The sequence below is a fragment of the Streptomyces sp. NPDC002809 genome, assembly GCF_040295435.1.
In the GTDB taxonomy this organism is placed as follows: domain Bacteria; phylum Actinomycetota; class Actinomycetes; order Streptomycetales; family Streptomycetaceae; genus Streptomyces.
On record NZ_JBEOVJ010000002.1, the window covers coordinates 247,865 to 263,128 of the forward strand.

Sequence of the window (15,264 nt, forward strand, 5' to 3'; positions counted from 1 at the left end):
TCCCTGACCTGCGCCTTCGTTGTGCGATCAGGCTGGCTGGTAAGGCCGTTGCGGAGCATCGGGAGGATGCCGTAGGCCGCCGGCCCGGGGTGGCCGGGGCCCGGGATCGGTGTAGGGCACACGTCGTAGTCCCGTGAAGTTCTTCTGTGAGAAGCGTTGACGAAACATTCGTGGCGCCTCTAGCTTCATCGCGTCGTACTTCGTACGTCATATATGAGACGCGATACGCGAGATGCGAGAGCCCTTCACCCATGACCTTTGCGCCCACCCCGATTCCGTCCCGCACCCAGTACGTGCTGGAGGCGATCAAGCACGCGATCCTCACGGCGCAGCTGAGACCAGGGCAGGCGCTCGTCGAGACCGAACTCGCCGCGCAGTTCGGGGTGTCCAAGACCCCCGTCCGTGAGGCGCTCAAGACTCTCGCCGGTACCGGCCTGGTCGTCATGAGCCAGTACAAGGGCGCCGTCGTGCGGCACGTCGACGCGTCCATGGCCCGGGAGGTGTACGACGTACGGCTGCTGCTCGAACCCGAGGCGCTGCGCCGTTCCATCACCCGCAAGGCCTCGCTCGACGAGGCCCAGGAGGCCCTGGAGCGCGCCGACTCGGCGCTCGACAAGGCCGACAGGTCGCTTGCCAACCGGGACTTCCACCGTGCGCTCTACCTGCCCTGCGGCAACCCGCTGCTGGCCCGGATGCTCGACGAGGTCCGCGACCAGGCGGCGCTCGTGTCGACGGTCGCGTGGACGGCCATCCCGTCGTGGGAGCGGGAGGCGGCCGAGCACCGGGAGATCCTGCGGCTCGCGCTCGCCGACGACGCGGACGCGGCTGCCGGGGCTCTGCACGACCACATCGCGTCGTTCGTGCGCCGCGCGTTCCCCGACGACGAAGACGGGGGTGACGCGGCGTGAACCAGCAGCACACCGACGAAAGGCCTGTCCGCATGGACCTCACACCGCTGAAGGCGGCCCTCGCAGATGTCGTCGCGATCCCGGTGACCCCGTTCGCCGCGGACGGGACCATCGACACGGCGGCGCACCGCGCCCTGCTGCGAAGGCTGCTCGACGGCGGCGTACGCATCCTCACCCCGAACGGCAACACCGGGGAGTTCTACGCGCTCACCCCCGAGGAGCGGCGCACCGTCACCGAGCTGACGATCGACGAGGCCGGCGGCCGTGCCACGATCCTGGTCGGTGTCGGACACGACGTGCCGACCGCCGTCGCCGCCGCCGAGCACGCCCGCGACACCGGCGCCGAGATGGTGATGGTGCACCAGCCCGTCCACCCGTACGTCTCGCAGGACGGCTGGATCGACTACCACCGGGCCATCGCCGAGGCCGTCCCCGGACTCGGCGTCGTCCCCTACATCCGCAACCCGCACCTCGACGGGGAGTGCCTGGCGGTCCTCGCCGACAGCTGCCCCAACGTCATCGGCGTCAAGTACGCCGTCCCGGACGCCGCACGCTTCGCGGCCTTCGCCCGGGACGCGGGCCTGGACCGCTTCGTCTGGGTCGCGGGTCTCGCCGAGCTGTACGCCCCCTCCTACTTCTCCGCGGGTGCCACCGGATTCACCTCCGGTCTCGTCAACGTCGCCCCCGGTGTCTCGATCGCGATGCTGGAGGCGCTGCGGGCCGGCGACCACCCGGCAGCGATGAAGGTCTGGGAGCAGATCCGCCGTTTCGAGGAGCTGCGCGCCGACCGGCAGTCCGCCAACAACGTGACGGTCGTCAAGGAGGCCCTGGCCTCGCTCGGGCTGTGCGGCCGCGACGTGCGACCGCCCAGCCGGGTGCTCCCCGAGTCCCAGCGCGCCGAGGTCGCCGCCCAGGTCGAGGGGTGGTCCATATGACCGGCCGCATCGCCCCCGAGGAGCTGCGCAGCCACCAGTGGTACGGCACCGACGGGCTGCGTTCCTTCAGCCACCGCGCCCGCACCCGCCAGCTGGGCTACCTCCCCGAGGAGCACCTCGGCAAGCCGGTCATCGCGATCCTCAACACCTGGTCCGACATCAATCCGTGCCACGTCCATCTGCGCGACCGCGCGCAGGCGGTCAAGCGCGGTGTCTGGCAGGCGGGCGGCTTCCCGCTCGAGTTCCCGGTCTCCACCCTCTCGGAGACGTTCCAGAAGCCGACCCCGATGCTCTACCGCAACATGCTCGCGATGGAGACGGAGGAGCTGCTGCGCTCCTACCCCGTCGACGGGGCGGTGCTGCTCGGCGGCTGCGACAAGTCGACGCCCGCGCTGCTGATGGGGGCGGCCTCCGTCGACCTGCCGGCCGTGTTCGTGCCCGCCGGGCCGATGCTGCCGGGGCACTGGCGCAGCGAAGTGCTGGGCTCCGGCACCGACATGTGGAAGTACTGGGACGACAAGCGGGCCGGACTCATCGGCGACTGCGAGATGGACGAACTGGAGAACGGACTCGCCCGCTCACCCGGCCACTGCATGACGATGGGCACCGCCTCGACCCTCACCGCCGCCGCCGAGGCGCTCGGTGTCACCGTTCCGGGCGCCTCCTCCATCCCGGCCGTCGACTCCGGCCACGACCGGATGGCGGCGCAGTCCGGGCTCCGGATCGTCGAACTGGTGTGGCAGCAGCGGAAGCTGTCGTCGATCCTCACCGCGGAGGCGTACGAGGACGCCGTCGCCACCGTCCTCGCGCTGGGCGGCTCCACCAACGCCGTCATCCACCTGATCGCGATGGCGGGCCGTTCCGGCATCAAGCTCACCCTCGACGACTTCGACCGCATCGCCCGCACCGTCCCGGTGCTGGCCAATCTGCGCCCCGGCGGGAAGTACCTCATGGAGGACTTCCACTTCGCCGGCGGGCTGCCCGGGTTCCTGGCCCGGCTGACCGACGTACTGCATCTGGACCGTCCCACGGTCGCGCACGAGACCCTGCGCGAGCAGCTCGACGGCGCACTCGTGCACAACAGCGACGTCATCCGGGAACGCGACAACCCCCTGGCGGACGAGGGCGGTGTGGCGGTGCTGCGCGGCAACCTCTGCCCGGACGGCGCCGTCATCAAGCACATCGCCGCCGAGCCCCACCTGCTGCGCCACACCGGCCCCGCGGTCGTCTTCGACGACTACAGGGAGATGCAGCGCACCATCAACGACCCGGCCCTGGCCCTCACACCGGACCATGTGCTGGTGCTCCGCAACGCCGGACCCAAGGGCGGTCCCGGTATGCCCGAGTACGGCATGCTGCCGATCCCCGACTATCTGCTGAAGCAGGGTGTACGGGACATGGTGCGACTCTCCGACGCCCGTATGAGCGGCACCAGTTACGGGGCCTGCGTGCTGCACATCGCGCCCGAGTCCTATGTCGGCGGACCTCTCGCACTGGTCCGCACCGGTGACTCCATCACCCTGGACGTCGAAGCGAGGCTGCTTCATCTCGACGTCACTGAAGAGGAGTTGGCGCGGCGCAGGGCCGAGTGGACGCCGCCGGCCACCCGTTACGAGCGCGGCTACGGGGCGCTCTACCACGACCAGATCACCCAGGCCGACACCGGCTGCGACTTCGCCTTCCTGGCCCGGCCGGGAGAAGTGCCCGACCCGTACGCCGGCTGAACGGCCCACCGGAATTCCGGCGCCCCGCCCCGTTCGGTATACCGAACGCCATGCGGCAAGCGCTTGCGCACTACACGCACCGCCACGCGCAGCACCTCCCAGCACCCTCAGCACCACCTCGCACCCCGTACCCGAGAGAGAACGGAGACGTGTCATGGCCCAAGCCGCCGCTGTGGCCACACCGCCCAAGGTGCCCAGGCGCCGCTCCGCGAGCCCCCGCCGACTGCCGTATCTGCTGATCGCCCCCGCGGGGCTGCTGATGCTGGGCTTCATCGCCTACCCGGTGATCAGCGTCTTCTACTACAGCCTGCAGAACTACAACGTCACCAAGCCGTGGCGGAACGGCTTCGCGGGCCTCGACAACTTCACCCGGATCTTCACCGACGACGACCAGTTCTGGACGACGCTGACCTTCAGCGCCCAGTGGGTGGTCGTCCAGGTCGCGCTCCAGCTCACTCTCGGGCTCGCACTCGCACTGATCGTCAACCAGAGCTTCATCGGCCGCGGCATCTCCCGCGCCATGGTCTTCTCGCCCTGGGCCGTCTCCGGTGTGCTGACCAGCACCATCTGGATCCTGCTCTACAACTCCTCGACCGGGTTCAGCCGCTACCTCGCGGACGCCGGGATCGGCGACTACGGCACCTCCGTGCTCTCCGACACCGGAACCGTCTTCTGGGCCGCGACCGTCGCCGAACTCTGGCGCGGGGTCCCCTTCTTCGCCATCCTCATCCTCGCCGACCTGCAGTCCGTCTCCAAGGAGCTGTACGAGGCGGCGTCCGTCGACGGCGCCGGGCGAATGCGCCAGTTCTTCCACATCACCCTGCCCCACCTGCGGGACGCGATCATCCTCTCCACGCTGCTGCGCGGTGTCTGGGAGTTCAACAACGTCGACCTCCTCTACACCCTCACCGGCGGCGGACCGGCCGGCGAGACGACCACCCTGCCGCTCTACGTCGCCAACACCGGCATCGAGGGCCACGACTTCGGATACGCCTCCGCGCTCACCACCGTCGCCTTCGTGATCCTCCTCTTCTGCTCGATCGTCTATCTGCGCCTGAGCAAGTTCGGAGGCGACCACAAGTGACTGCCGCACTGGCCGAGAAGAACGGCACCGACACCGGGCGACTGCCCGAACAGAGCGCTCGCCCGCCCGCCGCCCACCGGCGAGGCAGGCCCGGCCGCGAACGCGCCTTCGACGACGTGCCGCGCTGGCAGATCTACGTACCGCTCGGCATCTACCTCGTCTTCACCCTCATCCCGTTCTACTGGATGTTCCTGTTCGCCGTGCGTCCCTCGGGCTCCACCTCGCTGGTGCCCTGGCCGATGACCGGGGAGCACTTCTCCAAGGTCTGGAACGAGCGCAGCTTCGCGATCTTCTTCCAGAACAGCATGATCGTCGGGGTCTGCACCCTGGTCTGCACGACGCTCGTCGCGCTGGCCGGCGGCTACGCGCTCGCCCGGTTCAACTTCAAGATCAAGAACGCCTTCATGCTGGCGCTGCTCTGCTCGCAGTTCATCCCGGGCGCGCTGATGCTCGTACCGCTCTTCGAGATCTTCAAGAACCTCCAGATGATCAACTCCCTGGGGAGCGTGGTCATCGCCGAGACGGTCTTCCAGCTGCCGCTCTCCATCATCCTGATCAGCGGGTTCATCAAGAACGTGCCCGTCACGCTGGAGGAGGCCGCCTGGGTGGACGGCTGCTCGCGCTTCCGGGCCTTCTGCGCGGTGGTGCTGCCGCTGCTGCGGCCGGGACTCATCGCGGTCGGCTCCTTCGCCTTCGTGCACAGCTGGAACCACTTCCTGTTCGCCCTGATGTTCCTCAGCGAGCAGGACAAGCAGACGATCCCGGTCGGCCTGAACACCCTCATCGGAGCCGACAGCGTCGACCTGGGCGCGCTCGCCGCCGGCGGTGTGATCGCCGCGGTGCCCGTGGTGATCGTCTTCGCCTTCATCCAGAAGTGGCTCATCACCGGCTTCAGTGCCGGCGCCGTGAAGGGCTGACGCACATGACCGCACTCCGCACGCGAGCGGTGCGCCGCACCGCTGCCGCGCTGACCCTCCTCCCGGCGGGCCCGGCCTTCCAGCCGGGCGCCGGGGCCGCCACCGCACGGGACCTGGGCCGGGGGGCCCCGGCCGGCGGTGACGGCTGGACGCCCGCCCCGTACGGCCCGATCGACACCGCCGCCCGCGCGGCGGGAGCGGGGAGGCTCGGATGAGCACGCGGCCGACCCCCCTGCCCATCGTCCTCGCGGGCGCCCGCGGCCACGGACGCTGGCACCTCGCCAACATCCGTCGCCTTCAGCACCAGGGCCTCGTACGGCTCGCCGGAGTCTGCGAGCCGGCGCCGCTCGCCGACGGCGAACTCGACGCCTTCGCAGGTGAACTCCCTGAGCAGTCAGCCGACTTCGGCGCACTCCTGGACTCCACCGGGGCCCGCGCCGCCGTCATCTGCACCCCGATCCAGACCCACACCGAACTGGCGCTCACCGCCGCCGGCCGAGGCGTCCACCTCCTGCTGGAGAAGCCTCCCGCCGCGACCCGCGCCGACTTCGAACGAATCCTGGCCGGGGTGCGGCACGCCGGCATCGCCTGCCAGGTCGGCTTCCAGTCCTTCGGCTCGCACGCCGTACCCGCCATCCGCGAGCTCGTGCGCTCCGGCGCCATCGGCACCGTGCAGGGTTACGGGGCCGCGGGCGCCTGGGTCAGGGACGAGGCCTACTACCGGCGGGCGCCCTGGGCCGGGCGGCGCCGGATCGGTGGCACCGACGTCGTCGACGGGGTCCTGACCAACCCGCTCGCCCACGCCGTCGCCACCGCCCTCGAACTCGCCGGCAGCGGTACGGCCCAGGACGTCACCGGAGTCGAGACCGAGCTGTTCCGCGCCCACGACATCGAGGCCGACGACACCTCCTGCGTACGCATCACGACCGCGACCGGCATCCCGGTCACCGCCGCCGTCACCCTCTGCGCCGAACAGGCCGGGGAGCCCTATGTGATCGTCCACGGCGACCGCGGCCGGATCACCTTCTGGTACAAGCAGGACCGGGTCCTCGTCCAGCGTGCCGGACACGGCCCCGAGGAGGCGGTGCACGGAAGGACCGACCTCCTGGAGAACCTCGTCGACCACCTGGTGCGGGACGCCGCCCTGCTCGTACCGCCGCACCGCACCGGCGCGTTCATGGAGGTCGTCGAGGCCGTACGCACCGCCCCCGAGCCGCTCGCACTGCCGGCCGACGCCTGGTACACCGCGCCCGCCACCCCCTCCGCGACCACCCGCCGGGTGGTGCGCGGGATCGACGGACTGGTCGCGGCGGGCGCCGACACCCTCACGCTCTTCTCCGAACTCGGCGTCCCCTGGGCGCTCCCCACCGAGGTGAGTTCATCGTGACGACCACCGTACTGCTCAGCTGCGCCGGCCGCCCGGTCGGCCGCTACACCTACCTCCCCGCCGCCGACGGCCGCCCCTACCTCCACCCCGTCACCACGCTCGGGGGTACCCCGGTCACCGAGGAACGCCCGGCCGACCACCTCCACCACCTGGGCACATCCGTCGCCGTCCCGGACGTCGCCGGGCACAACTTCTGGGGCGGTCGCACCTTCGTCCGCGACCAGGGCCCCACCGAGCTCGACAACCACGGGGTCCAGCGCCACCTCGGCTGGAAGCTCCGCGACCCGGACGGATTCGTCGAGGAGCTCAGCTGGGAGGCCGGCGACACCGAACTGCTGCGGGAGCACCGCACGGTCGCCACCGCCGAACTCTCCCGGGCCGCCTGGGCGCTGGACTTCTCCTTCTCGCTCACCAACCGGGGCGCCTCGGACCTGTCGATCGGCAGCCCCGCCACCAACGGCCGGCCGGGCGCCGGATACGGCGGCTTCTTCTGGCGCGCCCCCAAGGAGGCGGCGGCGCCCGCCGTGTTCAGCGGCTCCGCGGACGGTGAGGAGGCGGTGCACGGGCGAGCCGCCGACTGGGTGGCCATGAGCGGCGACGGCTGGACCCTGGTGTTCGCCGGGGCGACCGAGGAGACCCGCCGGGACCCGTGGTTCGTGCGGACCACGGAGTACCCGGGCGTCGGCTCGTCCCTCGCCGCCGACCGCCGGCTCCCCGTCCCCGCGGGTGCGACGGTCGTGCGCCGGGTCGTCACCGTCGTCGCGGACGGCCGGCTCGACCGGGCCGAGGCCGCTGCCTACGTCCGCCGGGCGGTGACCGCGTGAGCGCCGTCGGCGAGCGCCCCTGGACCGCCGACCTCGGCGACGGCACCTACCGCAACCCGGTACTGAACGCCGACTGGTCCGACCCCGACGTGGTGCGGGTCGGCGACGACTTCTACCTCACGGCCTCCAGCTTCGGCCGGGTCCCCGGACTGCCGCTGCTGCACTCGCGCGACCTCGTCAACTGGACCCTCATCGGCCACGCCCTGGACCGGCTGGAGCCGGCCGCCGACTTCGCCGTGCCCCGCCACGACTGCGGGGTGTGGGCGCCGTCGCTGCGGCACCACGCCGGACGGTTCTGGATCTTCTGGGGCGATCCCGACCACGGCGTCCAGCAGATCAACGCCGAGGACATCCGCGGCCCGTGGAGCGCGCCCCACCTGGTCAAGGCGGGCAAGGGGCTGATCGACGCCTGCCCGCTGTGGGACGAGGAGACCGGCGAGGCCTATCTCGTGCACGCCTGGGCCAAGTCACGCTCCGGGATCAAGAACCGGCTCACCGGCCACCGGATGAGCCCCGACGGACGGGAACTCCTCGACGAGGGCGAGACCCTGATCGACGCCGACACGATCCCCGGCTGGTTCACCCTGGAGGGCCCCAAGCTCTACCGCCGCGACGGCGAGTTCTGGATCCTCGCCCCGGCCGGCGGGGTCACGACCGGCTGGCAGGGCGCCTTCCGCTCCCGGGAGTTCTCCGGGCCGTACGAGGAACGTGTCGTCCTCGCCCAGGGGCGCACCGAGGTCAACGGACCGCATCAGGGCGGCTGGGTCACGACCCCGGCGGGCGAGGACTGGTTCCTGCACTTCCAGGAGCGCGGGGCGTACGGACGGGTGGTCCACCTCCAGCCGATGCGATGGGACGTGGAGGACGGCGGCTGGCCGGTCATCGGCGACGCGGGCGAACCCGTCTCCGTACACACCAAACCGGCCGCGCCCGAGCAGTCCGCCGCGGCCCCGGCCAGCGGCGACAGCTTCCCGGGCGGCCGCTACGGCAGGCAGTGGCAGTGGACCGCCGATCCCCGCCCCGGCTGGACCGTCGAGCACGGCGGGGACGGGCTGCGGCTCAGCTGCGTACGGACCGCGTACGCACACGATCTGCGGGCCCTGCCCAACGTGCTGGTCCAGCGGCTGCCCGCCGAGACGTTCACCGTCGAGGCCGAGCTCACCCTCGGCAGCGAGGTGGCGGGTGCCAAGGCCGGTCTCGCGGTGCTCGGGGACGCGTTCAGCTGGATCGGCCTGGAGCGGTCGACGGAAGGCGCGGACGGTGCGGACGGCGGGATCCGGTTCGTGCACCGGTACGCCGAGACGGTCGCCGAGCACGAACGCGACGCCGCGCACGGCAGGCCGGCCCCCGACGGCCGGGTCCGGCTCCGGATCGAGGTGACCCCGGGCGCCCGCTGCCGCTTCTTCGCCGACACGGGGGACGGGACCGGATTCCGCCCCTCGGGCCAGGTCTTCGCCGCGACGCCGTGGCGCTGGGTCGGTGCCCTGCTCGGACTGTTCGCCACCGCACCGCCCGGGACGGGGCCGGCCGGGACGGCCTGCTTCACCGGATTCCGCACCACCGCATGACCCGTACGGAGCACATCCGCCCTGCCTGATCCGCATGTACAGGAGCCGCATCGATGCACCTGAGCAACAAGCGCACCAGAGCACGAACCCTGACCGCGGCCTTCGCCCTGGCCGCAGCACTCCTCGTACCGTCCGCCCCCTCGGCCGGCGCCGCCGCACAGCCGGCGGGTCCGGGCGCCGGCCACGACACCTGGTCCGACACCGCGCACGGCTTCGCCTCCCTGGCAGGCGGGACCACCGGTGGCAGCGGCGGCAAGGTCGTCACCGTCTCCACCCAGGCCGACCTGGCGGCGTACGCGGCCGCGCCGGAGCCCTACGTCATCCGGGTCGCCGGATCCGTCGCCGTCGAGCCGTTCGGCCACGACATCGTGGTGGCCTCCGACAAGACCATCGTCGGTGTCGGCGACAGCGGGGAGATCGTCCACGGCGAACTGCACCTGAACCCCGGCACCCACAACGTCATCATCCGCAACCTCACCATCCGGGACTCGTACGTCGAGGGCGACTGGGACGGCAAGACCACCGACTTCGACGCCATCCAGATGGACTCGGTCGACCACATCTGGATCGACCACAACCGCCTCACGCACATGGGTGACGGACTGCTCGACATCCGCAAGGACAGTGAGTACGTCACCGTCTCGTACAACCACTTCAGCAACCACAACAAGGCGCTCGGCATCGGCTGGACCGCGAACGTCAAGACGCAGATCACCATCGACCACAACTGGTTCGAGGGCACCAAGCAGCGCAACCCCTCCGCCGACAACTGCGCCTACGCCCACCTCTACAACAACTACCTCTCCGCGCAGGTCGCGGACGGCGACCCGGTGTGGACGTACGGCAACTGGGCCCGCGGCGCAACGAAGATGGTCATCGAGAACAGCTACTACCGGGACGTCCAGCACCCGTACCAGGCGGACGCCACGGCCGAACTGGTCCAGCGCGGCTCGATCCTGAGGAACACCACGGGCCGCACCGACGCCTGGGGCGCCGCCTTCGACCCGCGTGACTTCTACCCGTACCACCTGGACCGTGCGGCCGACGTGCCCAAGCTGGTCACCCGTGACTCCGGGCCGCAGAAGGACATCGGTACCGAGACCGTGCTCCGGGTGCCCGGCGCGTACGCCACCGTGCAGGCGGCCGTGGACGCGGTGCCGCAGGGCAACGACGGCCGGATCACCGTACGGATCGCCCCCGGCACCTATCGCGAGCACGTCAGGATCGGGAAGAACCAGCCGTACGTCTCGCTCGTCGGCACGGGCAGGAACCGCTCGGACACACTCGTCGTCTTCGACACCCCGCAGGGCGAACTCAAGCCGGACGGCACCACCCAGGGCTCCTGGGGCAGCGCGACCGTCGTCGTCGAGGGACACGACTTCAGCGCCCGCAACCTCACCTTCTCCAACGACTTCGACGAGGCCGCCGTCGAGCTGAGCGGCGAGCAGGCCCTCGCCGTGAAGACCACCGGAGACCGGCTGACCTTCGAGAACACGGCCTTCCTCGGCAACCAGGACACCCTGATGACCGACACCCCGGTCCTCACCCAGAAGGCCCGGGTGTACCTCAGGGACGTCTACATCGAGGGCGACGTCGACTTCATCTACGGCCGCGCCACCACGGTCATCGAGCACTCCGTGATCAAGGCGCTGAGCCGTGGCTCGGCCACCGACAACGGCTACGTCACGGCCGCCTCGACGTGGAAGGACAACCCGTACGGCTTCCTGATCACCCGCAGCCGGATCATCAGCGACGCCCCCGCGGACACCTTCCACCTCGGCCGGCCCTGGCACCCGAGCGGCAATCCCGACGCGGTCGGCCAGGTCCTGATCCGCGAGACCCTCCTGCCCGCGGCGGTCAAGGCCACTCCGTGGAGCGAGATGGGCGGCTTCCCGTGGCAGGACGCCCGGTTCACCGAGTACCGGACCTACGGGCCCGGCGCCGCGGTGACCGCGGACCGGCCGCAGATGTCCGCCGAGGACGCCGCACACCACCAGGTCTCCGACTACCTCGGGGGCGAGGACGGCTGGGCGCCGCAGGGCACCCACCGCTGAATCCCGGAGTTCGGCACACCCCCCATGCAGTGCGCACGACACAACAGAGAACCGAGAGAGAAGAGCCGACCATGACCATCTCGAAGACGCAGCGGGGGCGTGCCGCGGCAGCGGTGTCCCTCGCGGCGGTGCTCGCCCTGACGGCTACCGCCTGCGGTGACGACGGCAGCGAGACCGGTACCGAGGGCAGCGGGAAGGGCGAGATCACCTTCTGGGACAACAACGGTGGTCCGCGCACCGCCATCTGGACCGAGATCATCAAGGACTTCGAGAAGAAGTACCCGGACATCAAGGTCAAGTACGTGCCGATCCCGATCGCCGACGTGCAGTCCAAGTACGACACGGCCATCGCGGGCGGCGGACTGCCGGACGTCGGTGGCGTGGGCACCGCCTACCTCGCCAACATGGTCTCGCAGGAGGCCCTCGACCCGCTCAACGACCGGATCAAGGGCTCCGCCCTCAACGGCAAGCTCGTCGAGGGCATGGTCGCGAGCGTCAAGGACGCGGGCGGCCGTGGCGACGACATGTACACCGTGCCGACCTCCGCCAACAACGGCGCCCTCTGGTACCGCACCGACCTGTTCAAGGCGGCGAACCTCGAAGCGCCCACCACCTGGGCCAACTTCTACAAGGCAGCCGAGAAGCTCACCGACTCCAAGGACAACAAGTTCGGCTACACCATCCGCGGTGGCGCCGGCTCCATCGCCCAGGCGATCGACGCGTCGTACGGGCAGTCCGGCATCACGGAGTTCTGGAGCGGCGACAAGACGACGCTCAACGACCCGAAGAACGTCGCCGCGCTGGAGAAGTACGTGGCGCTGTACAAGAAGACGACGCCCGCCGCCGACGTCAACAACGACTTCACCAAGATGGTCGCCCAGTGGGACACCGGCACCATCGGCATGCTGAGCCACAACCTCGGCTCCTACCAGGACCACCTGAAGGCGCTGGGCAAGGAGAAGTTCGCCGGCATACCGAACCCGATCGGTGACAGCGGCACCCGGGTCCAGGTCTCCAACCCAGTCGACGGGCTCGGCCTGTTCCGGACGAGCAAGAACAAGACGGCGTCCTGGAAGTTCATCGAGTTCGCCGCCTCGCACGAGTCGAACAGCAAGTGGAACGAGTCCGCGGGCGCCATCCCGGCCAACACCGAGGCCGCCAAGGACCCGTGGATCAGCGCCACCGAGCCGACCGAGCTCGCCGCGAAGGCCCTCACCGACGGCTCCACCAAGATCGTGCAGCTGCCGTACTACCTGCCGGACTGGAACAACATCAGCAAGGCGGACAACGAGCCGGAGTTCCAGAAGCTGCTGCTCGGCAAGGTCACGGCCAAGGCCTTCCTGGACAAGATCGCGGACGAGCTGAACAAGGCCCAGAAGGAGTGGAAGGAGATCGGCAACGGCTGATCGGCCGTCCGCAAGGCCGACACCCCGGTGACCGGGGACCGGCGGCGGTCCGGGTCGCGTCCCGCCGCCGGTCCCCTCTCCTCCTGCACTCCGTACCGCCGTACGCCCGCGTACGCACCGCTACGCATCCATGAGAGAGGCAGCTTCACCGTGTCACTCACCCGCAGGCAGACCATGGCCGCCGTCACCGCGCTGCCCCTGGTACTGGCCACCGGCACCGCAGCGGCGGCGCACAGCCCGGACGGCCGCCCCCGTCCCCGTACCCTGCACATCGCCGGCGATTCGACGGCCGCGCAGAAGTACGCCGACGCGGCGCCCGAGACCGGCTGGGGGATGGCCCTGCCGTTCTTCCTGGGCCGCACCCCGGCCGTCGCCAACCATGCGATGAACGGCCGCAGTTCGAAGAGCTTCATCGACGAGGGCCGGCTCACCGCCCTGCTGGAGGAGGTCCGCGAGGGCGACCTCCTGCTGATCCAGTTCGGGCACAACGACGAGAAGACCGAGGACCCGGCCCGCGGCACCGACCCGTACACCACCTACCAGGACCACCTGCGCCAGTACGTGCGCGGCGCGCGGTCCCACCGGGCGCGCCCGGTCCTGCTCACCCCGGTCGAACGCCGCCGCTTCGCCGCCGACGGTACGGCGAAGCCCAGCCACGGGGAGTACCCGGCCGCGATGCGCGCGCTGGCCGCCGAGGAGCGCGTACCCCTGCTCGACCTCCAGGCGCTCACGCTGGCGCGCTGGCAGGAGCTCGGACCGGACGGCACCCTCGGGTACTTCAACTGGCTGGAGCCGGGCCGGTCGCCCAACTACCCGGACGGGCGACAGGACAACACGCACTTCCAGCCCCGCGGCGCCGTCGAGGCCGCGCGGCTCGTCGCCCGGGCCCTGGTGGCCGGGCAGGTACTCGCCCCGCGCGACGTACGCCGTACCGACTCCGCGATCCCGCTCGAGTGGATCACCTGGTCGCAGGCCTGACCCCGGCCGCCCCACCCGTTCCTCCTCACCTCACCTCACCACCGAAGGATCCGCCATGCCCGCACGCATCTGTCATGCTCGCGCCATTGCCTTGGTGATGGGCTGCGCCTCCCTGGTGCTCGCCGTCTCCGTCCCCGCCCAGGCCACCGGGCACCCGGCCGGCCCCGGCCACCACAAGGGTATCGACCGCGCCGTCCTCGCCGAGGGTGACGGCTGGGCCGCCGCCGACGGCTCCACCACCGGCGGCGCAGCCGCCACCCCCGACCACATCTACACCGTGAGCAACCGGGCCGAACTCATCGCCGCCTTCGAGGACGCGGGCGACGCACCGAAGATCGTCAGGATCGACGGAACCGTCCACGGGAACTCCGACGCCGAGGGCACCCCGATCGACTGCGAGGCGTACCGGACCGACGGCTACACCCTGGACGGCTACCTCGCCGCCTACGACCCCGCCACCTGGGGCCGGGACGAGGTCCCTTCGGGCCCCCTGGAGGACGCCCGGCTCGCGTCCGCCGCGTTGCAGAAGGCCGCGGTGAACGTCTACGTCCCGTCCAACACCACGCTCGTCGGGGTCGGCAAGGACGCGACGGTCATCGGCGCAAGCCTCCAGATCCAGAACGTCTCCAACGTCATCGTCCGGAACATCTCGTTCGAGGACACCTACGACTGCTTCCCCCAGTGGGACCCCACGGACGGCGACACCGGCCACTGGAACTCGGAGTACGACAACCTCGTCGTCTACGGCTCCGACCACGTCTGGGTCGACCACAACACCTTCAGCGACGGGGACCGCCCCGACGCCGGCCAGCCGCGCTACTTCGACGAGCTGTACCAGCAGCACGACGGGCTCTTCGACATCGTCAAGGGCGCCGACCTGGTCACCGTCTCGTGGAACGTCCTCAAGGACCACGACAAGACGATGCTCATCGGCAACAGCGACGGGGCAGGCGCGACCGACAGCGGCAAGCTCCGGGTCACCCTGCACCACAACCTCTTCAAGGACGTGAACGAGCGCGCCCCACGCGTCCGCTTCGGGCAGGTCGACTCCTACAACAACCACTTCGTCGCCACCACGGGCAGCGTCTACGGCTACACGTACGGCATCGGCGCCAAGTCCCAGCTCGTCGCCGAGCACAACGCGTTCACCCTCGGCGCCGGATTCGACCGGGCGAAGATCCTCAAGAAGTGGTCGGAGTCCTCGCTCACCGCCGCGGACAACTACGTCAACGGCCGCCGGACGGACCTCGTCGCCGTCCACAACGCGGGCGTCCCCGCGGAGCAGCTCACCACCGGCGCCGGCTGGACGCCGGCCCTGCGCACCGAGGTCGACCACCCGCTGCTCGTGCCCCTGCTCGTCGGCCTCAAGGCAGGCGCGGGCCGGATTCCCGGCGCCTGACCACGGACCGCCGTCCCGGTGGGTTCCCCGCCGGTGCCTTCCCGGCACCGGCGGGGGGCCGCCGGCCCCGGCGTGGGGCC

The 15,264-nt window shown here is 70.6% G+C and carries 13 protein-coding genes; all 13 read left to right on the forward strand.

Going from position 1 to position 15,264, the window contains the following annotated elements; translation table 11 throughout:
* Positions 1-251: 251 nt before the first annotated feature.
* Positions 252-908 (forward strand): GntR family transcriptional regulator, encoded by a 657-nt coding sequence (locus tag ABT025_RS02415; protein WP_350988892.1) that lies wholly within the window; start codon positions 252-254, stop codon positions 906-908.
* Positions 909-940: 32 nt separating this feature from the next.
* Entirely contained in the window at positions 941-1,843 is a 903-nt protein-coding gene (locus ABT025_RS02420) for a dihydrodipicolinate synthase family protein (RefSeq protein ID WP_350988894.1), read from the forward strand.
* Complete coding sequence (araD, locus tag ABT025_RS02425) at positions 1,840-3,567, forward strand: L-arabinonate dehydratase (protein WP_350988896.1); 1,728 nt, start codon at positions 1,840-1,842, stop codon at positions 3,565-3,567. Before ABT025_RS02420 ends, araD begins: the two co-directional genes overlap by 4 nt.
* Positions 3,568-3,721: 154 nt before the next feature.
* A complete protein-coding gene (locus tag ABT025_RS02430) occupies positions 3,722-4,651 on the forward strand; it encodes a carbohydrate ABC transporter permease (protein WP_350988898.1) in 930 nt (309 codons plus the stop codon).
* On the forward strand, positions 4,648-5,568 hold the full coding sequence (locus tag ABT025_RS02435; RefSeq protein WP_350988900.1) for a carbohydrate ABC transporter permease: 921 nt from the start codon (positions 4,648-4,650) through the stop codon (positions 5,566-5,568). The genes ABT025_RS02430 and ABT025_RS02435 overlap by 4 nt, the downstream gene beginning before the upstream one ends.
* A 5-nt stretch (positions 5,569-5,573) precedes the next feature.
* A complete protein-coding gene (locus ABT025_RS02440; RefSeq protein WP_350988902.1) occupies positions 5,574-5,783 on the forward strand; it encodes a hypothetical protein in 210 nt (69 codons plus the stop codon).
* Positions 5,780-6,955 carry a Gfo/Idh/MocA family protein gene (locus ABT025_RS02445; protein ID WP_350988904.1) on the forward strand — a complete coding sequence of 392 codons (1,176 nt, stop codon included), beginning with the start codon at positions 5,780-5,782 and terminating at the stop codon, positions 6,953-6,955. Before ABT025_RS02440 ends, ABT025_RS02445 begins: the two co-directional genes overlap by 4 nt.
* Positions 6,952-7,779, forward strand: coding sequence for a DUF6807 domain-containing protein (locus tag ABT025_RS02450; protein WP_350988906.1), 828 nt, complete (start codon positions 6,952-6,954; stop codon positions 7,777-7,779). Before ABT025_RS02445 ends, ABT025_RS02450 begins: the two co-directional genes overlap by 4 nt.
* Entirely contained in the window at positions 7,776-9,347 is a 1,572-nt protein-coding gene (locus ABT025_RS02455; protein WP_350988908.1) for a glycoside hydrolase family 43 protein, read from the forward strand. The genes ABT025_RS02450 and ABT025_RS02455 overlap by 4 nt, the downstream gene beginning before the upstream one ends.
* A gap of 53 nt (positions 9,348-9,400) precedes the next feature.
* A complete protein-coding gene (locus ABT025_RS02460; protein ID WP_350988910.1) occupies positions 9,401-11,401 on the forward strand; it encodes a pectinesterase family protein in 2,001 nt (666 codons plus the stop codon).
* Positions 11,402-11,472: 71 nt separating this feature from the next.
* Positions 11,473-12,807, forward strand: coding sequence for an ABC transporter substrate-binding protein (locus ABT025_RS02465; RefSeq protein ID WP_350988912.1), 1,335 nt, complete (start codon positions 11,473-11,475; stop codon positions 12,805-12,807).
* A 150-nt stretch (positions 12,808-12,957) separates the two neighbouring features.
* A complete protein-coding gene (locus ABT025_RS02470) occupies positions 12,958-13,785 on the forward strand; it encodes a rhamnogalacturonan acetylesterase (RefSeq protein WP_350988914.1) in 828 nt (275 codons plus the stop codon).
* Between the two features lie 55 nt (positions 13,786-13,840).
* Entirely contained in the window at positions 13,841-15,184 is a 1,344-nt protein-coding gene (locus ABT025_RS02475) for a pectate lyase family protein (protein WP_350988916.1), read from the forward strand.
* Positions 15,185-15,264 lie beyond the last annotated feature (80 nt).

What these genes read in the sequence shown, in the direction of transcription:
- ABT025_RS02415 (WP_350988892.1), top strand. Translation starts at nt 252, where the DNA reads ATGACCTTTGCGCCCACCCCGATTCCGTCCCGCACCCAGTACGTGCTG.
- ABT025_RS02420 (WP_350988894.1), top strand. Translation starts at nt 941, where the DNA reads ATGGACCTCACACCGCTGAAGGCGGCCCTCGCAGATGTCGTCGCGATC.
- araD (WP_350988896.1), top strand. Translation starts at nt 1,840, where the DNA reads ATGACCGGCCGCATCGCCCCCGAGGAGCTGCGCAGCCACCAGTGGTAC.
- ABT025_RS02430 (WP_350988898.1), top strand. Translation starts at nt 3,722, where the DNA reads ATGGCCCAAGCCGCCGCTGTGGCCACACCGCCCAAGGTGCCCAGGCGC.
- ABT025_RS02440 (WP_350988902.1), top strand. Translation starts at nt 5,574, where the DNA reads ATGACCGCACTCCGCACGCGAGCGGTGCGCCGCACCGCTGCCGCGCTG.
- ABT025_RS02445 (WP_350988904.1), top strand. Translation starts at nt 5,780, where the DNA reads ATGAGCACGCGGCCGACCCCCCTGCCCATCGTCCTCGCGGGCGCCCGC.
- ABT025_RS02460 (WP_350988910.1), top strand. Translation starts at nt 9,401, where the DNA reads ATGCACCTGAGCAACAAGCGCACCAGAGCACGAACCCTGACCGCGGCC.
- ABT025_RS02465 (WP_350988912.1), top strand. Translation starts at nt 11,473, where the DNA reads ATGACCATCTCGAAGACGCAGCGGGGGCGTGCCGCGGCAGCGGTGTCC.
- ABT025_RS02475 (WP_350988916.1), top strand. Translation starts at nt 13,841, where the DNA reads ATGCCCGCACGCATCTGTCATGCTCGCGCCATTGCCTTGGTGATGGGC.